Annotated in this window: 19 protein-coding genes and 2 pseudogenes; 4 read left to right on the top strand and 17 right to left on the bottom strand. The window is 32.7% G+C overall.

The genetic code is table 11. From position 1 onward, the window contains the following. Nucleotides 1–31: 31 nt before the first annotated feature. A complete protein-coding gene (locus M1D64_RS02670; RefSeq protein ID WP_002482481.1) occupies nt 32–1063 on the bottom strand; it encodes an NAD(P)/FAD-dependent oxidoreductase in 1032 nt (343 codons plus the stop codon). Nucleotides 1064–1180: 117 nt separating this feature from the next. Between M1D64_RS02670 and M1D64_RS02665 the strand changes: the two genes are divergently transcribed. Then, nucleotides 1181–2098, top strand: coding sequence for an ABC transporter substrate-binding protein (locus tag M1D64_RS02665; protein ID WP_069821553.1), 918 nt, complete (start codon nt 1181–1183; stop codon nt 2096–2098). 105 nt (nt 2099–2203) lie between these two features. Here M1D64_RS02665 and M1D64_RS02660 read toward each other — a convergent pair whose 3' ends face one another. From M1D64_RS02660 to M1D64_RS02640, 5 genes are all read right to left on the bottom strand, one after another. After that, on the bottom strand, nt 2204–2617 hold the full coding sequence (locus M1D64_RS02660; protein ID WP_002482478.1) for a DUF2871 domain-containing protein: 414 nt from the start codon (nt 2615–2617) through the stop codon (nt 2204–2206). Between the two features lie 210 nt (nt 2618–2827). Beyond that, the gene (rpiB, locus tag M1D64_RS02655; RefSeq protein ID WP_002482477.1) at nt 2828–3274 is read right to left on the bottom strand and encodes a ribose 5-phosphate isomerase B; all 447 of its coding nucleotides are present in this window, start codon (nt 3272–3274) and stop codon (nt 2828–2830) included. A 30-nt stretch (nt 3275–3304) separates the two neighbouring features. Beyond that, on the bottom strand, nt 3305–3937 hold the full coding sequence (gene dhaL, locus M1D64_RS02650) for a dihydroxyacetone kinase subunit DhaL (protein WP_002482476.1): 633 nt from the start codon (nt 3935–3937) through the stop codon (nt 3305–3307). Nucleotides 3938–3949: 12 nt separating this feature from the next. Next, entirely contained in the window at nt 3950–4948 is a 999-nt protein-coding gene (locus M1D64_RS02645) for a dihydroxyacetone kinase subunit DhaK (protein ID WP_002482475.1), read from the bottom strand. A 43-nt stretch (nt 4949–4991) separates the two neighbouring features. Further along, nucleotides 4992–6074 (bottom strand): MDR/zinc-dependent alcohol dehydrogenase-like family protein, encoded by a 1083-nt coding sequence (locus tag M1D64_RS02640; RefSeq protein ID WP_037537804.1) that lies wholly within the window; start codon nt 6072–6074, stop codon nt 4992–4994. A 175-nt stretch (nt 6075–6249) separates the two neighbouring features. Here M1D64_RS02640 and M1D64_RS02635 point away from each other — a divergent pair, with 175 nt between their 5' ends. Next, nucleotides 6250–7014, top strand: a complete 765-nt coding sequence (locus M1D64_RS02635; RefSeq protein ID WP_002482473.1) for a DeoR/GlpR family DNA-binding transcription regulator — start codon at nt 6250–6252, stop codon at nt 7012–7014. 178 nt (nt 7015–7192) lie between these two features. Here the strand turns inward: M1D64_RS02635 and M1D64_RS02630 are convergent, their stop codons facing one another. The 6 genes and pseudogenes from M1D64_RS02630 to M1D64_RS02605 all read right to left on the bottom strand — a co-directional run bounded on the left by M1D64_RS02630 (nt 7193) and on the right by M1D64_RS02605 (nt 15646). Next, nucleotides 7193–8677, bottom strand: coding sequence for a Na+/H+ antiporter NhaC family protein (locus M1D64_RS02630; protein WP_480977544.1), 1485 nt, complete (start codon nt 8675–8677; stop codon nt 7193–7195). A gap of 84 nt (nt 8678–8761) precedes the next feature. After that, nucleotides 8762–10090, bottom strand: a complete 1329-nt coding sequence (locus M1D64_RS02625; protein WP_002482471.1) for an LLM class flavin-dependent oxidoreductase — start codon at nt 10088–10090, stop codon at nt 8762–8764. Next, nucleotides 10087–11103 carry an LLM class flavin-dependent oxidoreductase gene (locus M1D64_RS02620; RefSeq protein WP_002482470.1) on the bottom strand — a complete coding sequence of 339 codons (1017 nt, stop codon included), beginning with the start codon at nt 11101–11103 and terminating at the stop codon, nt 10087–10089. Before M1D64_RS02620 ends, M1D64_RS02625 begins: the two co-directional genes overlap by 4 nt. A 249-nt stretch (nt 11104–11352) precedes the next feature. Continuing rightward, a complete protein-coding gene (locus M1D64_RS02615; RefSeq protein WP_002482469.1) occupies nt 11353–12132 on the bottom strand; it encodes an SDR family NAD(P)-dependent oxidoreductase in 780 nt (259 codons plus the stop codon). A 161-nt stretch (nt 12133–12293) separates the two neighbouring features. Next, on the bottom strand, nt 12294–13958 hold the full coding sequence (locus M1D64_RS02610) for a Na/Pi cotransporter family protein (RefSeq protein ID WP_041079207.1): 1665 nt from the start codon (nt 13956–13958) through the stop codon (nt 12294–12296). 398 nt (nt 13959–14356) lie between these two features. Further along, nucleotides 14357–15646, bottom strand: a pseudogene (locus tag M1D64_RS02605) (YhgE/Pip domain-containing protein). 158 nt (nt 15647–15804) lie between these two features. Between M1D64_RS02605 and M1D64_RS02600 the strand changes: the two are divergent. Both M1D64_RS02600 and M1D64_RS02595 read left to right on the top strand, forming a co-directional pair. Beyond that, on the top strand, nt 15805–16410 hold the full coding sequence (locus tag M1D64_RS02600; RefSeq protein ID WP_480977543.1) for a TetR/AcrR family transcriptional regulator C-terminal domain-containing protein: 606 nt from the start codon (nt 15805–15807) through the stop codon (nt 16408–16410). A gap of 76 nt (nt 16411–16486) precedes the next feature. Further along, a complete protein-coding gene (locus M1D64_RS02595) occupies nt 16487–17425 on the top strand; it encodes a magnesium transporter CorA family protein (protein WP_037537798.1) in 939 nt (312 codons plus the stop codon). Nucleotides 17426–17685: 260 nt separating this feature from the next. On the opposite strand, the gene M1D64_RS02590 is transcribed toward M1D64_RS02595, so the two are convergent. The 5 genes and pseudogenes from M1D64_RS02590 to M1D64_RS02570 all read right to left on the bottom strand — a co-directional run bounded on the left by M1D64_RS02590 (nt 17686) and on the right by M1D64_RS02570 (nt 21824). Further along, complete coding sequence (locus tag M1D64_RS02590; protein WP_031588353.1) at nt 17686–18246, bottom strand: recombinase family protein; 561 nt, start codon at nt 18244–18246, stop codon at nt 17686–17688. A gap of 19 nt (nt 18247–18265) precedes the next feature. After that, the gene (locus tag M1D64_RS02585) at nt 18266–19102 is read right to left on the bottom strand and encodes an AAA family ATPase (protein ID WP_031588352.1); all 837 of its coding nucleotides are present in this window, start codon (nt 19100–19102) and stop codon (nt 18266–18268) included. Continuing rightward, on the bottom strand, nt 19095–20534 hold the full coding sequence (locus tag M1D64_RS02580) for a Mu transposase C-terminal domain-containing protein (protein ID WP_069826111.1): 1440 nt from the start codon (nt 20532–20534) through the stop codon (nt 19095–19097). The genes M1D64_RS02585 and M1D64_RS02580 overlap by 8 nt, the downstream gene beginning before the upstream one ends. Before the next feature lie 69 nt (nt 20535–20603). Next, nucleotides 20604–20747 (bottom strand): hypothetical protein, encoded by a 144-nt coding sequence (locus M1D64_RS02575; RefSeq protein WP_088401729.1) that lies wholly within the window; start codon nt 20745–20747, stop codon nt 20604–20606. Between the two features lie 24 nt (nt 20748–20771). Continuing rightward, nucleotides 20772–21824: pseudogene (locus M1D64_RS02570) on the bottom strand (methyltransferase domain-containing protein). Nucleotides 21825–21835: the final 11 nt, after the last annotated feature.

Raw genomic sequence — 21835 nt, 5'->3', positions numbered from 1 at the left:
CTGTCGTTTAAAAAGCATCATGTGCTGTAAGCTATAAATATTTTTTCATAACTACCTTATTAGATTCTTTGAAAATCTCATTATGGCTAGAAACATAGCCTTCTGCTTTTGCTTTTGGTTCTATATAAAGTTTAGCTAGGTTAGCTGCATTCGCAGCGTCACTAAATGCACTTGCAATTAAATGTGCTTTAGCTTCATGATAAATAATGTCACCACATGCATATAGACCATCGATGCTTGTAGCAGTATTACCAAAGCCCTTAATGCTATATTCATTAAACATATCCACTTTAGCAGAAGATTGTTCAAGTAATGTGTTCTCTCTATCAAAGCCATGACTAATGATGACATCATCAAATGATTTTACAGTATGTTCCCCAGTTTCAATATTCTCTAAGATGACTTGCTCAATCTGCGTTTGCGTTTCATCACCAATTAATTGATGTATATGTGTATTCGGTAATTTTTTAACGTTTAATTGTTCCAATTTTTCTTTCATGACTTCATAACCTTTAATATCAGCTTTTCTATATATTAGCGTTACACTTTTAGCATAGCCACTTAAATCATTTGCCCAATCCAATGCTGAATTGCCAGCTCCTGAAATCAATACATGTTTGTCTTTGAATTTTTTTAATGACTGAACGACGTAATGTAAATTTGTCAATTTGTATCTCTCTGCATCCTTAATATCGAGTTGCTTCGGATTAATGATGCCGCCACCAATCGCAATAATAACTGATTTACTAGAAAATACATTACCTTTATCAGTTTCAACTTCAAAGTGTTGTTGTTCTATTTTCCTGATATCAATCACACGTTCTTCTAAATTTACTTCTGGTTCAAAATGCAAACCTTGCTTAACTGTATCTTGAATTACTTCAAAACAAGGTTTTGGAGCTAATCCACCAATATCCCAAATAATCTTTTCTGGATATACATGCATTTTACCACCAAGTTTATCCTGGATATCTATAATACGCACACGCATACCCCTTAAGCCTGAATAGAAACTAGCAAATAATCCTGCAGGACCTCCGCCAATTATAATAACATCATCCATAAAGCATCCTCCCAAAATTCAGCTTGTGTCTTTCCTACATTATGCTATAATTGATAACGATTATCAATGAAAACCTTTTAATTTTCAAAATTCTTAAAATTTACGAGCTGTTAATCTGTGAAGAAATTGTTATTAATTTTAATTTGTTTGACATTATTTGTAGGCGCTTGCAGCACACAAGATTCAAGTAAAAAGAACGATAGTGAAAATAAATCCACTGAAAAATCTTTTAAGGATGATACAGGTAAAGAAGTTAAAATTCCTAAAAACCCTAAAAGAATTGCTGTTTTACACCCAACTTATATCGGCGCATTGGTAAAATTTGGCCATAAGCCGATTGCCGTACCAGAATTTGTAGAGAAAAACAAAGTATTAAATGATGTTACAAAAGGCATTAAGCGTATTGATAATACCAGTGTTGAACAAGTTACTAAACAAAAACCGGACCTTATCGTAACGACAATACAAGATAAAAATATTAAAAAATTACAGAAAATTGCTCCAACCGTAGCTTTTGATTCAGAAAAATCTACTTATAAAGACCATGCAAAAAAACTTGCCGCTTTAGTCAATGAAGAGTCGAAAGCTAAACAATGGATTAAAGACTGGGATAAACAAATGGCCGACGATAAAAAAGAATTGTCACCATTAATTAAAGGCAAGACTGTGTCAGTATTGCAACAAACTCCAAAAGGTACTATGGCATTTAGTGATCATTTAGGTAGAGGCACAGAAATCTTATATGATGGTTATGGTATGAAGCAACCTAAAGCGCTAGAAAAAGCAACTCAAGACAAATTTGCCACACCTATTAATCCTGAAAATTTCAAAGATTATATAGGCGATTTTGCAGTTATTGCGACAAATGGTGATCAACCTGCACCGTTCGAAAATACTAATTATTGGAATAATCTACCAGCAGTTAAAGATAATCAGGTGATTAAATTTGATGTTACAGAAACACAGTATAATGACCCTATTTCTTTAGAAAAACAACGTGATATTTTTTATAAAGCATTAAAATCAAAAAAATAATATAGTACCATCTCGTTTCATTTTTACTAATACTGTAGATAAAAATTATTTATAAAAAAGCAAAAGCTGCCAACAATGGTTTACGCATTGTTAGCAGCTTTTTAATTAATCCCTTGGGTCTTTCACTATTGCATTTCTTAATAAGAAGAATAATAGTATAAAGCCAGCAGTTAAAATCGTATGACCTATACCTGCATATCCCGCAAAAGATTCAGGCACAGTCATTCCAATGACTTGGTATGTACCTTTGGTAAACATCATACCTATTGTCGTTAATACGCCAATATTATAAACAATAAAGAACCAATTAAATAAATAATAACTACTTAGTTTAAATACTTTTACAACAGGCAATAAAATCAAATGCATAAACATCCCTAATATAAGGGTATGAGTATGTACTACAACGAGTTGTGTATCACCAGTGAAATGATGTGCAAGCGTCAATTCACGATAATAGAAACCACTGAGTAAGCCTAAAACTGTATAAATTAAAAAAGCATATAATACTCTACGCATAGATAATCCTCCTCAAGCATATTATATGACAATTATCTTAAAATTACAGTGACAATTCTTCAAACATATAGAAATACTACGACGTCTTTGCTTTACCTTATATATAACCACGTCTTGTTTATCACATAACTACAAATTAAAAAACTAAGCATCCTATTTTTAGCGCTAGTATAGGATGCTTAGCCTTTATATTATTAATCCAGTTATGTTTTACTTATTTTCACTTTCTTCCACTTTATCGATCTTATCAACTTTGCGCTGTGAACCACCTTCCCAACTCACATTAAGATAAGCTTCAACATTTTTTTTAGCAACTTCAACACCTATAATTTGTGCCCCCATAGTTAAAATCTGTGCATTATTGCTTAATTGTGCACGTTCCGCAGAATAATAATCGTGTGCTAATGCTGCACGTATGCCTTTTATTTTGTTTGCAGTAATTGCTACACCAATACCCGTACCACAAATCAAAATACCGCGTTCGTTTTCACCTTGTTGAATGCTTTTTCCAACTTCAGCCGCTACATCAGGGTAGTCCGTTTCAGCACATTGATGACAACCAAAATCTTCAACTACATGTCCTAAATGCTCAACATGCGCTTTGACCGCTTCTTTTAAATCATATCCATTATGGTCTGCACCAATTGCTATTTTCATTAAAATTCCTCCTTAAATTTTCTTCATACCTTATATAAATGGTTTAAATGTATCTAGCATCAAATAGGCAGACATTGCGCCAGGATCTACATGTCCTTGGGAACGATATCCTAAACGTTTTGATCTTCCTTTATTCGATACAATATCTTTAGTACTTTCCATACCATGTTTTGCTTCACCTAACGCTACTTGAAATGCATCAGCAAACGATTCACCTGATTGTTGTGCATGTTCTAATGATTTGTAAAAAGGTTCAAGTGTATCTATCATCGTTTTATCGCCTATTTTAGCTTTACCTCTATCCTGGATTCCTTTACAAAAAGCAATCCAATATTGATAGAGACCTTCATCATCTAAAGATGTCTCATTTTTAACAGCAACGGCACCTTTTAAATAGCCTGAAGCGTACAATGGTCCGACAGATGAACCGACAGCATCTAAGAAACGCTTACCAACTGCTACACTAATTTTTGAAATATCATCTTGGTCTGCCAATTCATTTTGAATTGTTTCTTTAACAGCTTGATAACCGATATCCATCGTTACGCCATGGTCACCGTCACCAATTTTTCTATCCAATTCGCAAAGTTCGTCTTTTTTATTTTCAAAAAGTTCGGTTAAAGCTAAAATATACGCTTTAAATGATTCATTTGTTAATGTCATAATGCGCTCCTCCTAAATGACTTTGAAATTTGGACAATCTATAGGATGATCTATACAGCGCTTCAATGTATCATCAACTTTCATCAATGTAATTGAAAAGCCACCCATTTCCATTGAAGTAATGAAATTCCCTATAAATGTTCGGTATGTGTTGATATGATTATCTTTTAAAATTGCATCTACTTCTTTATTGATAATATAAAGTTCCATTTGTGAAGTGGCGCCCAAACCATTGATTAAGACAACAACATCATCTTCAGCGTGATAGATGTCTTCTTTTAAAATATTTTGCATAATAACTTGAACCGTTTCTTTAGCTGTGCGAATTGTTGTTTTTTCAATACCAGGTTCACCGTGATGACCTAAACCGATTTCCATCTCATTATCTTTTAAATCAAAGCTTGGTTTACCTGTTTGCGGCAAATAACATGGACTCAAACCAATACCCATTGAACGCGTTTGATCGTTTGCCAATTGCGCAATACGTCTAACTTCTTCTAAATCATAACCAAAGTCTGCAGCCGCACCAGCCGCTTTATAAACTAATAATTCTCCTGCAATCCCCCTGCGATCATCTATATCTTTGGAAGAAGCGACGTCATCATTACCAATCACTGCCTTAGTCACAATATCATCTTCAATTTCCGTCATTTCACTCGCCATTTCAAAATTCATTAAATCTCCTGCGTAGTTTCCATAGATATAAAGTACGCCATGGTCACGATTTATTTCTCTTGTAACTGCCTGTATAGGTATTGGCGAAGGTGAAGCAAAAATATTTCCAACGGCTACACCATCTGCCATACCTTTACCAACATATCCTAAGAATGCTGGTTCATGACCCGAACCGCCACCTATCAATATGCTAACTTTTCTTTTGTCATTTCTCTTTTTGCCTATTAAAGCTCTCTTATGGAGTTCAGAACGTCTAATATATTCTGGATAAGCAATTAGATAACCAGACATTAGTTCCTCAATCACATTATCTGGGTTATTAATCATTTTTTTCATTTTAAAACGCTCCTTTTACGACGTTGTGTTTGACAATATTAATTTATGGTACTAGAACCACTTTTAGCGATTGATCTCCTTTTTTCATCAATTCAAATCCTTCTTCAAAATTTTTTAAAGGTAGTTGATGTGTGACAACGCCATCTGTAGGGAAGTCGTCTTTTTGAATACCATCTATAACCAATGGATAACAATAAGGTCCTAAGTGACTACCCATTAAATCTAATTCTTTACGGTCAGAGATAATACTCCAATCCACCGTGACTGGATCTCCAAAAACAGAAAATTCTACAAAACGACCTAATTTTCTAATTGCACTTAAACCTTGTTCTACAGACTTAGGATGGCCAGTTGCTTCAATATACGTATCACAACCATATCCTTCCGTCATATCTTTAATTTCTTTTACTACATCCACTTTTGATGGGTTCATAACAATATCAGCACCAAATGCTTTAGCTAATTCTAATCGATCATCTTTCATATCTAAGACGACTAATGTTTCCGCACCCGCTTTTTTAGCTGCGCCAACCATACCTAAACCTAGTGTACCGGCACCAGATAAGACAACAAAGTCACCTAATTTAATATTGGCACGTTGAACGGCATGCAAGCTACATGCATATGGTTCAATTAAAATGGCTTTTTCAATAGGCATATCTTCTGGTACTTTGTAATTAATAGCCTCTTTAGTAAATTTCATATATTCCGCCATACCACCGTTAACATTGCTTTGGAATCCATAAAGATCATGTTTTTCACACATCCAATATTCGCCGCGGTTACAGAATCTACAATTCCAACAAGGTACGATTTGTTCTGAAATCACACGATCTCCAATTTCAAAATCTGTAACATCTTCTCCTTTTTCTACAATGCGTGCTATAAATTCATGTCCCGGAATCATAGGTGCTTTAATGTATGAAGGTTGCTTTTCATCACCCCAAAAACTTGGTGCACCGCCATAAGCCTTTATATCACCAGCACATATACCACATGCTTCAACTTTCACAACAATTTCTTTAGGATGTTCTATCGTTGGCGTTTCAACTGTTTCATATTTATATTCTCCAGGCGCGTATGCGACTACTGCGTTCATTGTTTCAGGATAATTTTTCTTACTCATCATTAACAGCTCCCTTATCATTTTTAGAAAACGCTTTCATCTATATGTGTAATTCTAATATACTTTTTTATTTATCACAAATATTTTTTCATTTATTTTCGTTTTGTTTTCTTTTTATTTTCTTATATCGAATTTATGTTAATATAAAAGTAATACTAAAGAGGATGTGAAGCACATGAAAATGTATGCAGATGAACGCAGAGAACATATATATTCGTATATTAAATCTCATAAACGCGCAACAGTAAAACAACTATCTGATTACTTAAGTGTTACTGAAGCAACAGTAAGAAGTGATTTACGGAGACTAGAAAGTGAAAATAAATTAACACGTACACATGGTGGCGCTAAAGTCACAGAAAATATAGGCTCTAAATTTAACTTTTCTTATCGTTTAACACAAAAACACGGTGAAAAATATAAAATAAGTAAGTCCGCCTTAAAAAAAATCAAACCGCAACAATGTATTATGATTGATGCAAGTTCGACTACTTATGAACTCGCCAAATTACTTGCAGAAACTACGATGGAACTGACAATTATTACAAATGGTCTAGAAAATGCCGTACTATTAAAAGAAAATCCACATTTAACCGTTCTCGTAGTTGGTGGTTTTGTTTCACAAGATTCAAACGCGATAACTGGCAATATCGATTCTCAAATTCTAGAAATGTATCACATTGACTATTTCTTTTTATCTGCAAATGGTTTTACGTTAGAAAATGGATTAACTGATTTTTCATTACCTGAAGTACAATTAAAAAAACAAATGGTACAAGAAAGTGAAAACGTCATCGCTCTCATTGATAAAAGTAAATTTGGTGTTTCTTCAACACTTTCCTTTGCGAAAATATCTGATATTAATGAAGTCATTACGGATGAAAAGCCAGAACATAAATGGCTTAAACATGTTCCGTTTTCAGTAACCGTTGCACAATAACAATAATGAAGTTTCACTGAATCGCACATGCATATGGTATATTTTTAATTTCAACATCTTACAAACGTGATCACTAAATAATTCGCGACATATAAAACGCCCTACAAAGTAGACATGCATAAATGCAAACTTTGTAGGGCGCTTTTCATTTCTATAATCCATATGATTCAATTTTCAGTTATACGCCACCTGACCAACCAACAGCTGTAAATATATAAAGTACGATGGAACCAACTACTAGCCATACGATGAATAGTGGTATCATAAATTTGGACCATGAGCCAAAGTTTGCTTTAGCAATCGCAATGGCACCTATCGTAGCACCTAAAGTAGGCGTAATTAAGTTTCCTAGCCCACCACCAAAAGATAAAGAAGTTAATAAAATTTGATCATTAACACCTAATGTGTCTGTTACCGGTTGTAATATCGGTACCATGACACTCATAAGACCTGAACCTGATGGAACTAAGAAGTTAAAGACCGTTGCCACTAAAAATACGATTACAGAAACAATACCTGAAGATGCACCATCAAGTTGTGTTGTAAGTGTGTGAACAATCGTGCTAAGAATTTGTCCTTTTTCCAAAATAACACTTATCGTATTCGCCATGATAATAGCAAACGCAACGACCAACATTGGCTTTGCACCTTCTAAAAATCCGTCGACCATTTCGCTAGGCGTTTTGCTTTTTACAATATAAGCCAATACAAAACTTATTCCGAATATAGTAATAAATACACCATTTCCGTACTTTTCTGGCCAGCTAAACAAACCATTTCCTAAAGCTAAGACAATTGGCGTTAAGACAACTAATGCAACGACGATACTGTCTCTCCAATTGACTTGTCTATCCTCGGTAGCCATTTCATGATGCGCTGTTTGAGTTATATCTTGTCGCCATTCACTTGTGTTCATCACACTTTTACTGGGATCTTTTATTACTCTTCTTGCATACCAAATAACATACAATAAAGTAACAATTAAGAATACGCCATACATAATTGCTCTTCCACCATAACCCGAATATAATGCAACCTCAGGATATACAATTTGTCCTATCTTTGCCATACCGGATGGAGATACTGAAAAAGCCATGTACAATGGTAAAAAGGTAATCGCTAATGCCATGATTGGATCTAGTTTCAATCGATTCACTAAAATGACACCTAATGTTACAAATACAATCATTTGATCTCCGCCAATAAAGAAACCAATAAATGCCATTAATGAAAATAAGCCAATAATAAGTGGCAATGCGCCGGCATGTTCAAAGCGATAAATCATATAATTCGTTAATTTTTTTACAGAATCAAGATATAATATACCTCCCATTGCACCACCGATAAACAGTAATAAGGTTACTGTTTGTGCTGATTGAATACCGCCGTTTAAAATGAGTGTTATAGCATAAATTGGATTCACTGGATTTTGATCAATAGCATGATATGTGCCTTGAATAATTGAACCATCTTTATTAGTATCAAATGCACCTGCAGGAATAATATAGGTCAAGAAACAAGCAAACATCATCATGATTAACATGATTAATAAAACGTGAGGTAATTCGAATTTTTTCTTAGTCTTTACTGCTATATGATCAGAAGTCTGATTTACATTTTGATTACTGCCATTTTGATATGATGTTGTGCTTGATTCTGACATACGGATTCACTCCTTTTATAATAAAAAATAGACACAACTGTATATAACATAGATGTGTCTATCTATATAAGTACGTATATTTAATTATTGCGTTACATGTGACTGACTATATCTATTTTCTTTAAATGGAATACCTATGTGATCACGTAATGTATCACCTTGATACTCCTGAGTATAATAACCTTTTTGTTCTAATATCGGTAAGACATGATTGATAAATTCATCATAAACCGCACCATAAATATGTGGTCCAAATATAAAGCCATCTGCTGCACCATCTTCAAACCATTCAATAATTAAATCGGCAACCTTTTCATATGTGCCCATGAATGGAGAACGGCGGACAGTTTCTTCTAAGGCAACTTCTCGTAAAGTAAGCTGATGTTCCTTAGCGCGAGCTGCGATCGCATCTGCAGTAGCACGGAAACTATTTTGTCCAACTTCGCCAAGCTCTGGGAATGGCGCGTCTAAATCATATTGACTAAAATCATGATGATCATAATATCTTCCTAAATAATCTAACGCCTCATCAATATTAGCTAATGATTTTATTTCCTCAAATCGAGATTCAACTTCATTTTCAGTTTCACCAATAATCGGTGCTAATATAGGGTATACTTTCACTTCATTAGGATTACGTCCAAATGCTTTTGCTTGCGCTTTGATACTATCATAATTGCTTTGAGCGATTTCTTTGGATTCACCTAACGTAAATACTGCATCCGCATATTTAGCTGCGTAAGCCTGACCTTTCGGAGATGCACCAGCTTGGAAAATGACCGGTTGACCTTGTTCAGAACGGCTTGCATTTAGTGGACCTTTGACCTGAAAATACTTACCTTTGTAATCTAAAGTATGCATTTTATCTTTATCAAAATACTCACCTTTTTCCACATCAAAAGTAAATGCATCGTCCTCATATGAATCCCATAAGCCTTGAACTACTTGAATATGCTCTTCGGCAATATCATATCTAATATCGTGTTCCGGATGGTCACCTTTACTATAATTATCTGCACTACCTGCAAGTGGTGATGTAACTACATTCCAACCTGCACGTCCATGGCTAATTCTATCTATTGTTGCTAACTGACGTGCTACTGTAAATGGTTCACTATAAGACGTTGAAATTGTCCCTACTAAACCGATATTTTTTGTAACTGGTGCAAGGGCAGCCAGCAATGTAAGTGGTTCATGTCGATCTAAAAAATGAGGTATCGATTTCTCATGTATATATAACCCATCGGCAACAAATACAAAGCTAAAACCTGCTGCTTCTGCTCTCTTAGCAATTTCCAACTGAAAATCAAAATTTGTACTCGCATCATCAGGCACTTCATTCGATTTCCAAGCATGCATATGACTACCTGGCCCGTTAAGCATAATTCCAAAATCTATTTTCCCTTTAGTCATACTATCCCTTCTTTCTCGTTAATCACATGCTTTGCAGGTGACATTTGTTTAACTGTTTTCATTCGTAATTCATGATTTCGAACCGGTATGTGTAACATAAATTCATCTATCAATCCATCGACATTTAATTGTTGCAATTGTTGTTTTACTTCGCTTGCTGAACCATCTAATACTTCAATTTTTTTAGTTTCAACTTCAAATGTTTCCGTACTTTGTTCTGTAAATGTGTCTAATTGTTGTTTCGTATTGACTGTAATTTTCCGACCGTCTTTGAAATGAAGTGCATAATTTGTGCGCCCTTCTTCTACCAAAGCCTTATCTGATTCACTTTCAGTCACTACTGTAGCTACACCCACGATAACTCTTCCCTCAGGATATTGTGCTTTATATGCTTTAATCGACTGATGTAACACGTCAATATTAGAATTAATAAAAAATGCATATACAAAACCTACTTTTTCGTCAGCAGCAAATTGTGCTGAATTTTCACTTCCTCCAAGTAAGTAAAGTTCTGGTGACGGAATTTCATTATTACGTATAGATGTTTGTAGCTGACTATATGCTTCTTCATCTGTGAAATCATTTTTATTAAAACGATTTAATAAGTGAAATTTTTCGTTAAAAGTTGTTTGCGGAGATTTTAATTCAGATTGTAATGCTTGAGTTGCTAAAGGAAAACCACCCGGCGCTTTTCCTATACCTAAATCCACTCTTCCAGGTGCAATATTGCTAATCAAATGAAATTGCTCAATCACTTTAAACGGACTATAGTGTTGTAACATAACGCCGCCCGATCCCACTCGAATACGTTTCGTTTGATTTAGTAAATGTGTCACTAATATTTCTGGACTCGTTCCAGCGACTTCAGGTATATTGTGATGCTCTGCAACAAAGTATCTTGTGTAATTTTCTGTATCGGCAAGTTGAGCTAATTCAACTGTACGTGCGATACCATCCCTAACAGTTTCATCAGTATCTATTGGACTTTGATCTAAAATACTCATTGATGTCATACATGAACCCTCCCAATCAATTTTCTGAATATTATATTAATAGTAATACTATGCCTGTCTCGCATATTTCTCAAGTATTCCTATCGTTTTAATAAGGATTTAAAATAACAATAATGACAGGTCATTAATTCACGTTCATATCTGATTAATGACCTGTCTTATATAGTTTCATTTATTTATAAATATTGTTGGTTGGTATATTGAATAGACCTTACCAACACTCGCATATATGAATTTAAATAATCTATACTATAACGCTGTATAACCGCCGTCGATTGTAACAACACTTCCAGTCACAAACGATGAAGCATCAGACGCTAAATATAATGCAGCACCTTGTAATTCTTCTGGAACACCTGGTCTACCAAGTGGTGTGAATTTCATCCATGTATCAATCATATCTCCGCCTTGTGCGAAATAATCTTTTGTAAGTTCTGTCTTCATGTATCCTGGTGCAATAGAATTTACACGAATACCATGTTCAGCCCATTCACTTGCTAAACTTTTCGTAAACATAATGACAGCACCTTTCGATGTATTATAGGCAGCTTGAGGTTGTGGCGTATTCACTATAATACCTGACATTGAAGATGTATTAATAATTGATCCTTTTTTCTGTTCTATCATCACTTTACCAACTACTTGTGAGACTAATACCATACTGTTAATATTTACATCCATATTTTTTACCCAACGATCGTATGGCATATCTTCAAATTTAACATGTTCATTAATACCTGCATTATTAAATAAAATATCAATACGGCCAAATGTATCCACGACATCTGTAACCATTTGTTCAACATCCGATATGCTTGTAACGTCTACTTTACATGCGATTGCTTTGTTACCTGTTTCATTTTCAAATTCAGCAGCTGTCTCCTTGGCCAATTCTAAATTTATGTCAGCAATGACTAAGTTTGCGCCCGCTTCGGCTAACCCTTTACCCATAGCTTTACCTAATCCAGAAGCACCACCCGTAACAATTGCCACTTGGTTATCTAATTTAAACTTATCGAAAACACTCATATTGTAACCTCCATTATTTCCTTATGTTATTACTAATTGTAGGATAAAATAATTAATTAAGATAGTGCAAACGCTTACTAAATTTAAAAATAATAAAGTGAGACCGGCATCACAGTTTCTAAAAGTGATTCCAGTCCCACATTCACCTCATTAAACGTAATTTAATGTGACCATTCTAATGCATGTTCCGTCTCTTCATTTGTCTCAATTTCATCGATGTCTATCATTGATTCTGAAATATTTCTCGAATGATAACCGATACGTTCTAATATACCTATCATATCAAGATATAATAAACCACCTTCTGGTGTACACTCACCTGAACTTAGTCTCTTAATATGTTTTTTCCTTAAATCATGCTCTAAACGATAAGACTCATTACTTATTTTCACAATTTCATCTCGTTTGACCCTGTCATAGACATCAAACATATCGATTGTTTTGTCAAAAGATGTCGTTACATGATCATACAATCGATTGATACTCGCTTCTGCTTTTTCAGAAATTTGAACTTGATTCGTTTGTTCTTTTTTCTTATCTAATAAATAAGCTTCAGATAATCCTGCCACTTTCAATATTGTTCGGTTTACATCTTGAAGTACCGTCATTCTTTCCGCATCTTTTTTAGATAATTTCTTTTCAGATATCTTAGTTAAATATTGACGTACATTATCATTCATATTATCTATAGCCGCGTGTTTATGCATGATGTCTCTTTCTTTTTTATCATCATATTCATTTACATTCTTAAGCATAGAAAATGTCATGTGCCCAATATTTTGAATTTCTTCTTGAGCCTCTTGGAGAGCAATGCTCGGTGCTCTATTAATAAGATTTCTGTCTAAATTTCTAGGTTTATATTTTTCATTTAAATCTTCACCTGGAACAATTTTAGTCACTACCCATGCGAGTACAAAAATAAACGGTAATTGTATTAATGTATTGGTAACGTTGAATGTACCATGTGCAAAAGCAATAACCATTTCCGGTTTTAAGTTGAGCAGACTTTGCATCCATTCAATAGCCATTTGATATAGTGGCAGTATAATTAAGAATATAGATGCGCCTATAACATTAAACATGACGTGCACCGCTGCAACACGTTTAGCTGCCAGTGAGCCAGCAAGACTCGCTAATACTGCAGTGATCGTCGTACCTATATTATCACCAAGTAAAACTGGTAATGCGCCATGTAAACTAATCAAGTCATTTGCAAAAAAGCCTTGTAAAATACCGATTGTTGCACTTGAACTCTGAATAACTACAGTCAATATTGTTCCTGCGATAAGGCCATAAATTGGATTAGAAGACATATCCAACATCAATTGTTTAAAACCTTCTAAATCAGCTAAAGGTTTAACTGCCCCACTCATCAGTTCTAAGCCATAAAACAATGCACCAAAACCAAATAGGATCATCCCTATATTTTTCACTTTACGTTTTTGAATAAAGAACATTAAAAATGCACCAATAGCTAAAATAGGAAGCGCATAAGCACCAATGTCTATACCTATAATAAATGCTGTAACCGTCGTACCTATATTGGCACCCATGATTACTCCTATTGCTTGACGCATGGTCATAAACCCTGCACTTACTAGCCCAATTGTAATTACAGTAGTTCCCGAGCTACTTTGAATTAAAATCGTTACAATCATACCGGCAAGTACACCCATGATTGGATTACTTGTAAATGTATTTAAAATGTTTCTAAGACGATCACCCGCAGCTGCCTGTAGACCATCACCCATTTGTTTAATTCCGTATAAAAATATACCTAAACCACCTATAAAAGTAAAAATAATCTCCATTACTGAAGAATCCATCATTACACCTCTTTGAATTATTTGTAAACCATGTTAATTGTATCTAATTTTTGTTAAGTCAATGTTAAACAAATATTAAAATATAAGGTAAGTTAGTCAATAAATTTGTAATCATATTGCAAGGAGATAATAAATTTCCTTAAAAGACTGGCGCAATCGAACTTTACCTTATTGATTATTTTAATTAATATTAAAAATCCGAATCGATTTTTTAGTATCGACTCAAATTTAAAACTTGCTTATTTTTATTGATGCCGCTTTACGTTTATGACTGTCATCATGTTATCAATTGAAGTGACACATAATGATAAGTGCTTTCTCCAATTTTTTACGTAAACAAAAAAAAGAGCCTGGGCATCAATAGATGTCTCAGACTCAAAAATTTATTATATTTATTTTTATGACGGAATTTCAGTACGTTTACCACTATGTTTTCTTATCATAGCAGCACTAATAGAAGATACAATACCAAAGATGATAAATCCTACAAACATCCACATTGTAGCATTCATTTCTAACGGTTGATTCATATAAAGTAATTCTCTTAAGTACTCACCATAGTGTGTAAATGGATTCCAACTTACAATATAATCTTGATAGAACTTAGGTAGCATTTGTTTAGGGAACATAACTAATTGCATACTAAAGAACATTGCAATAAAGAATATTGGTATAGATTTCATACCTAACCAAGTCATTACACCTAAAATAAGTCCAATAAATCCTAACAGTGCAATTGAGACAAATACGGCTATTTTATTAATGTCAGGGAAATCAAACCCTTGTACGGCGGACATAAAGTAAACATAGCCAAAGCCACCAATAAATGCTGTAAGTACACCCACACCTAATTGACCTAAAGATGCAATTAAACGGTGAGAAATTTTAATATTGTCAGATGTTCTAAAGGCAAAGAATAACAAGATTGATGCCACAATTGAACTGATCCACACTGGCATAAACATTAAGAAAGAAGCATTACCATTACCTTGATGATCTTTCACTTTGTGCACTTGTTTATCAGCTACTTTTACAGGATTTGTCAGTGCTTCAATTTCATTAGCACTCACTTTTACATCTTGCTTTTCTAAAGTATCTAAACTTTGTTGCGTGATTTGTTTATTTAAATTGTCACCAATACCTTTTAGTACATTAGATGAAATTTGAGATGCCTGCATATTTGCACCCTTATTAGTTATCGTTTTAAACTCTGCACGTTTAACTTTAATATCTTGAGAAGCACCTGATTTAGCCATTTGACTTTGCATTTGTTTGGCTTGTTCTGGTGGTATTTCACCTGATTTAACTTTATCTTGCATTTCTTGTTTTTTGCTATCCATCACTACTTTTTGAGTTTGACTCATAGCATGTTTTGAAAAATCTTTTTCGAAAATCGCTGCGCCATAGTATTTTTGTTCGTCTAGTCCTTTTCGAACGTCTTTTTCATTATCAACCTTCACCCATTTTACTGTATCAGAATCACTATCTAAGAGTTTATCCTCTAAATTTTTCCCGATATTAATATCTTTATTTTGTATAGAAGTACCTTCATCATGATTAACGATTGCTATTGGTAATTACTTAGGTTTTGGATTATATGCTGGATAAAATGCAATTGAAAAAATTGCAAGTATGATTAGAATTGCTATAGGTGCAATCCATAATAATTTACTTTTAAAAATATTCATATTAACTTATCTCCTTCTTAAACACCTTGTTGATTAATAACTGCTTTGTTTATTATAATGAGATTGTTTCAATGAACAATATGCAATGATAACCATTATGTCCGTTTTTGAACATTTTTACTTAAATTGTCTATTAACGTACAAGGAGTTGACAATATATGATTGAAGATCGACGTGTTCGTAAAACGAAACAAGCAATTAAAAATGCATTCATTCAATTATTAAATAAAAAAGATTTAGAAAAAATCACGATACAAGATATCACAGAATTAGCAGATATTAACCGTGGCACTTTTTATTTACATTATGAAGATAAATATATTTTACTTTCAGATATGGAAGATGAGTATATCAGTGATTTAGCAGATGATATGCTTTTCTACAAAGATATGACAAAAGGGCTCAACATTGAAGCTTTCGCTAAAGTCTTTTCAGAGAAAGTGCTAAAAAATATCATGATTTATATCAATAAAAATATCGAATTTTATCAAATTATTTTTAAATTAGAGCGAAAGAGTCATATAGAAGAAAAAATATCAGAACTCATGTTTGAGAATATGTTTAAGAATGTTAATGATGACCATAGCATTTCTGGTATACCGTTAGATTACTTTCATAGTTATGTTTTTGGTGCTACGATTTCTTTTATTAAACACTGGGTTCAAGATACAAATAGAAAGGAACCTGACATTGTCGTTAGCTACTTATTTAAAATTATTTTTAATGGTCCATTGCGCTTAATGGCAAACGGACAATTAAAATAATGAATTGTATGCTTGTCAATATCATGTTTCTTCGCTAACATTAAAAAGAATTTCAAAGAAAGGACATCATTGTCTTATGATAACTGCTTACAAGCATTCACAAACCCAAGAAATTGTTCATACTGAATTAGATCAAACCGCTTCATGGATAAATGTTGTTGATCCAAATTGGGAAGAAATAGAAACTTTAATCAATCGTTATGATATTCCTGAAGATTTCATTCGAGATCCACTAGATTCAGAAGAAAGCGCCCGTGTAGATTACGATGAGGATACACGCTACTCGCTTATCATACTAGATTTACCTGTTGTTAATGACACAAACTTGAAAGTATTGTCATTTATTACGATTCCTTTAGGTATTATTATCGGTAATAAAAAGATTATTACTGTTTGTAATGTAGAAAATGAATTTCTTGATAATTTTGCACGCCAAAATATTAACTTACATTTTCACAGTCGTTTTGCATTAAATATATTATTGACCATTTCAAATCACTATAACAGAAACTTGAGATTACTTAATAAAACGCGTCTACGTATAGAACGTGACCTAAAAAATAACGTCACAAACAAACAGTTATATAATTTAATGGAAGTAGAAAAAAGTTTAGTCTATTTTTTAGCCGCGCTAAAAGGAAACGAAAGCATAATCAAAAAATTATTTAGGTTGCCAGCCATTAAACGTTTTGATGAAGACGAGGATATATTAGAAGATTTAGTTATAGAAAATAACCAAGCATTAGAAACAACAAGACTTTATACAGATATCTTAGAAAGTATTACAACATCATATGCTTCCTTACTTTCAAATGAAATGAACAATACCATGAAGACGTTAACGCTTTTCACAGTATTTTTAACTTTACCAACATTAGTATTTAGCTTTTTTGGGATGAACGTCCCCTTACCAATCAATGATCACAGTTACATCTCATGGATTATTGTGATCGGCATTTCACTTATCATTGTATCAATTGTCGGCGCATTTTTATGGCGAAAACAAAAGTTATGATTCTTAATTAAAATGTAGTAATTAAATACACAATCCTCATTTTCAAATATGATTTCATATGAATATTTAAGTACTTATATGATCAAAAAGGTTCGTTCATTTTTAGAGTAATAAAGAAAACGGTAGTTTCTATTTTATTTCAATAGAAATTACCGTTTTCTTAGTTTATGTTGTCAGTTTTGGAGTTATATGGCACAAATTTTGTGCTTTAAATGGCGCAAAGCAGGTAGACAATTATATAACTGTTTACCTGCTTTCTTTTATAACATTTCTTTAATTATTCTATAAATGGAACTCCTACTTAATCCCGTCATTTGAGCAATTTCTTCACCTGTATATTTATCACTATCATATAGTTGTTTAATATAATACCTTTGGCTTTTTTCAACTTTTTGAGGTCGTCCTCCTTTTCGACCTTTTTCTCTAGCGGCTTTCAAACCATTTGACGTTCTCTCTTGCACTAGAACTTTTTCGGATTCTAGCAACATTTGGAATACTCTAATAAAGTATTGCCCATATTCATTTTGAGTATTTATATTCAGATTAAGTACTTCTAAATGGAGGTTTTTCGATATTATTTCGTTATCTATGAAGTCCATAAACTGTTTTGGCGTTAATCCCAAAGTTTTTAAGTCATTTATAACTAAAATATCATTCTCTTTTAATTCTTCTAAACAACTTTTAAGTTCTATTTGGTTTTTACTATAAATATTTACTTTCTCAGAAAAAACTAAATCACATCCATTGATTAACAAATGAGTTATCTCAACATCTAAATTTTGGTCAGTATAAGGTACACGTGCATATCCTATTTTTCTCATATACTACAGCCCTTTCAAATTACTCATTTTCTCCTATTAGTAAGCCATCTCTAGCAGTTTCTATCACTTCAACATTTATTTTATTCAATTCGTTAATCTCCATAATTCGTATAATTTGAGAAAATAATCTTTGTACTAATCTAAAATTACCATTCGTAATTTTTATTACCGTATTAATAGATTCATAATCTTCAAAATCCTCATAACTTAAAGGTAAGGAAAGCTCCTCCCACCTATATTCTAAAACGTGTTTTAATTCATCGTTGCTTAATTTTTCAAATTGATGACTAAAACCAATACGGGAATATAATTGAGGATACCTTGACAATCGTTTTTCTATACCTGGCATACCGATTAAAACAACACCAATATCAAGTTGATCATAAATATCTCTAATAATCTCTAGTGTTTTATAATTTAGTCTATCAACTTCATCAATAATAATTAAATCAATTTCATAATTACTTGGTTGTAATCTAACAAGTTCTTCTAATCCGTTAAATTCCTCTTGTCTTTTTAATGATCGATATCCAATTTTCCCTAATGTTAATTCACTAGCCAAGTTTAATAATTCTTTATAAATTCTTGAAGGTCTAACAGGAGGGGCAGTATAAAAAATGGTTTTGCAATTTAGAAATTGATCATCATGTACATTACTTCCTTTATCATCAGCTTTTTGATAATTAGTAATGATTGGGTTTACATAGTCCCAATTTGCATAATATTGTGCAGAAAATGTTTTACCTACACCGGGATTTCCGTAACAAACCCCCATATATTTATACTTAGCGCAATTATCACAAAATTCTTCAAATCGACGGTACTGCTTTGTTTCAACAAAAGTTTTATTAGTCATTTTTATACCTCTTTAGTTTTGACTTTTTAACTTGTTTTGCGTTATTACTTAATTCTTCATTTGATAGTTTGGGACGATTAAGATTTTGAACGAGGTGACGTGTACGAGTAATACTTTTTCCTAACTCTCTTTTTTTATTTGCTCTTAGTCTTTCGATTTCTTTTATACTTATACTTTGGTTTTCTAAATCACTGCAATATGCAATACTTAAAAATTGATTGTTTAAATAGACTCGAATTTCTGAAATATCTTGAGGATCATATCTTATAAAAACTTCTTCTGTTATATAAGCAATGAGGTTAGTAGAAAAATACCTTAGTCCTTTAAAATAGATACCATCTTTGTGTATTTTTCTAGGTTTGCTTGTAGTTAATAATAGTAAATCTAATAATTCTCTAGATTCAGGTAATTGTGGGAGAAAGTCTGGTTGATTCCATTTCTGCATCGGTTTTTCTTTTGTTGTTCCATGTTTACGATAATGATATTCGTTTATTATAAAGTGCTCAAACTTATTATTAAACTCTTCCAAAGTAAGATGTTTTCTTGACTTTTTACTTTTTGTATAACCAGGAAGTAATTGAAGAAACATTAAATTAACTGTTTGAAAAAAACGTTCTATTTTTCCTCTGCCTTTTGGTATACCTATTTTGGAATATATCAGTTCTATTTTGAGGTTAGCTGATACTTGTTGCATATGTTCTGAGGTATAATCTTTGCCATGATCAGTATAGAATTTTTCTGGTATGCCACAAATTGGCCAATTTGAATTTCCTTTTTTCCATATTGCTTGTCTTAGAACAAGTGCTGTTCTTTCAGTGTCTGGTGATCCAAATTCTATTCTGAAACCTGCAATTGCTCTGCTATAATCATCTAAAACAATTGTTAACCAAGGTCTTTCAATTTCATTCTTTTCATTTAATACTTCTATATCCAACATAGTATGATCAGCTTGCCAAATTTCATTGGGACGTTGGCACTCACGTAAAAATATACCATCGTATTTTTCAGCATACTTTTTTGAGTTCATATTTGAATAAGCTTTTAAGTTTTCAGGTATTCGCTTAATAATATTATAAACTTGGTAATAACTAGGTTCAGGAATCCTCTTATTGTTACACCACTGCTTTGTTTTGCGATATATAGAAGCTATAGAAATTCCTCTGTTACTGAAATACTCGTTCTGAACAAAATTGATAATATCTCCATCTATCTTTATTCGATGTTTATCTTTTCTCGTTTTATCTGTAAGGCCAGCTAATCCATCATTTTTGTATCTATTAATCCAATTATAAAGCGTACGCTTTGGTATTTTTGCTGATTTGCTAACTGTTCTAACTGATTTTAAGTTTTTTAAATAAGGTTCAAGGACACGATATCTTTCCATAGCTTTTTTACGTTCTTCTTCTGTAAAGTCAGCTAAATTTTGAATCATTTCAGCACCTCCATTAAAAAAAGGAAGCATACTGTTATGCTCCCTAATTTAATTGTTAATGATACGCCATTAACAACAGCCTTTATTATTCTGTTGATCTTTACTTGTATTCTCTTTTTTACTCTCTTTATTTTCTTCAATTTCAACGGAACAACAAGCTTGCTCTTTAGGTTTTAATTTAGAAATAGCTTTTTTAAATGCGTTTTTTTCCATTTTAACACCTCCTTTAATTGTTATTTAGCAACCACATGATGTGTCGCAACATTCTTCTATATCAATAGCTTCTTCATTTTCATTGATAAATTCAAAAACATCTTTATAAGGCGACTGTTTTAATATATTAAATGTTTTTTCACATACAAAAGTTCTTTCTCCACGCTCAAATATATGATCATCATCTTCAATATGTTTAAATGGACCTTTATATATAACAGATTGTCCTTTATCAATACAAGGACCTTCTTTACCTTTATGAGCTATAATCGTCATGCTTCTAAAATCAATACCTTCTATAGTAGTCCATGTACTTTCACGTTTATCTATTTCTACACCGTAAAATCCTACATTTTCGAAAGCTTCAATAAAAGATTTTTCTTCAATAGCGCCTGAATAACAACCACTCCACAAGTCTTCATCTTGTCTCAATTGTTCTGGTACTTCTACGCTAGAAACAATATCTGAGATAACGGCTTTTCCACCATCTTTTAAAACACGATAAATTTCCTTGAAAAGTTCCTCTTTTTCTTCAGTTGAAACTAAGTTTAGAACACAGTTAGATATAACCACGTCTATGCTATTATCTTTTATCATAGTCATTTCGTTTTCTAAGTAATTAATATATTGATTGATAGATTGATAAGTACCTAAATCTCTAGCAGGGTGCTCTTGTAAATATTTATCTAATACTTCTAAATCTAATTTTAAATTTTGAATCTTTCATTTATAAAAACTTACATTGTCATAACCAATTTTTTCAATCATTTGATTTTGATATTTTTTAGCAAGATTTAACATATCATCATTCATATCTACGCCAATAACTTTACCTGTTTCACCGACAATTTGAGAAACTATATAAGGAACTTTTCCTCCGCCAGAACCTAAATCCAAAACGGTATCTCCTTCTTGAATCTTACCTAAAGGATCGCCACAGCCATAATCTTTTTCTATGATTTCATCGGGTATGATTTTTAAGTATTTCGTATCATACTCTACTGGACAACATAAATTTTCTTCATGATTTTTTGCAGCATTTCCATATCTATTAATTACTGACGTTTCTGGATTCATTAATTTATCCC

It is taken from the genome of Staphylococcus sp. Z5-21 (assembly GCF_056529615.1).
The sequence above is the reverse complement of the archived record's forward strand: the minus strand, read 5'-3'. Positions and strand labels throughout refer to the sequence as shown.

Bases quoted from the DNA above. Each gene is read 5' to 3' on its own strand.
- M1D64_RS02625 (WP_002482471.1), bottom strand. From the start codon at position 10,090: ATGACTAAAGGGAAAATAGATTTTGGAATTATGCTTAACGGGCCAGGT.
- M1D64_RS02600 (WP_480977543.1), top strand. From the start codon at position 15,805: ATGATTGAAGATCGACGTGTTCGTAAAACGAAACAAGCAATTAAAAAT.
- M1D64_RS02585 (WP_031588352.1), bottom strand. From the start codon at position 19,102: ATGACTAATAAAACTTTTGTTGAAACAAAGCAGTACCGTCGATTTGAA.
- M1D64_RS02595 (WP_037537798.1), top strand. From the start codon at position 16,487: ATGATAACTGCTTACAAGCATTCACAAACCCAAGAAATTGTTCATACT.
- M1D64_RS02660 (WP_002482478.1), bottom strand. From the start codon at position 2,617: ATGCGTAGAGTATTATATGCTTTTTTAATTTATACAGTTTTAGGCTTA.
- dhaL (WP_002482476.1), bottom strand. From the start codon at position 3,937: ATGACATTAACAAATGAATCATTTAAAGCGTATATTTTAGCTTTAACC.
- rpiB (WP_002482477.1), bottom strand. From the start codon at position 3,274: ATGAAAATAGCAATTGGTGCAGACCATAATGGATATGATTTAAAAGAA.
- M1D64_RS02590 (WP_031588353.1), bottom strand. From the start codon at position 18,246: ATGAGAAAAATAGGATATGCACGTGTACCTTATACTGACCAAAATTTA.
- M1D64_RS02610 (WP_041079207.1), bottom strand. From the start codon at position 13,958: ATGGATTCTTCAGTAATGGAGATTATTTTTACTTTTATAGGTGGTTTA.
- M1D64_RS02645 (WP_002482475.1), bottom strand. From the start codon at position 4,948: ATGAAAAAAATGATTAATAACCCAGATAATGTGATTGAGGAACTAATG.
- M1D64_RS02575 (WP_088401729.1), bottom strand. From the start codon at position 20,747: ATGGAAAAAAACGCATTTAAAAAAGCTATTTCTAAATTAAAACCTAAA.
- M1D64_RS02580 (WP_069826111.1), bottom strand. From the start codon at position 20,534: ATGATTCAAAATTTAGCTGACTTTACAGAAGAAGAACGTAAAAAAGCT.
- M1D64_RS02670 (WP_002482481.1), bottom strand. From the start codon at position 1,063: ATGGATGATGTTATTATAATTGGCGGAGGTCCTGCAGGATTATTTGCT.
- M1D64_RS02615 (WP_002482469.1), bottom strand. From the start codon at position 12,132: ATGAGTGTTTTCGATAAGTTTAAATTAGATAACCAAGTGGCAATTGTT.
- M1D64_RS02630 (WP_480977544.1), bottom strand. From the start codon at position 8,677: ATGTCAGAATCAAGCACAACATCATATCAAAATGGCAGTAATCAAAAT.
- M1D64_RS02635 (WP_002482473.1), top strand. From the start codon at position 6,250: ATGAAAATGTATGCAGATGAACGCAGAGAACATATATATTCGTATATT.
- M1D64_RS02640 (WP_037537804.1), bottom strand. From the start codon at position 6,074: ATGAGTAAGAAAAATTATCCTGAAACAATGAACGCAGTAGTCGCATAC.
- M1D64_RS02620 (WP_002482470.1), bottom strand. From the start codon at position 11,103: ATGACATCAATGAGTATTTTAGATCAAAGTCCAATAGATACTGATGAA.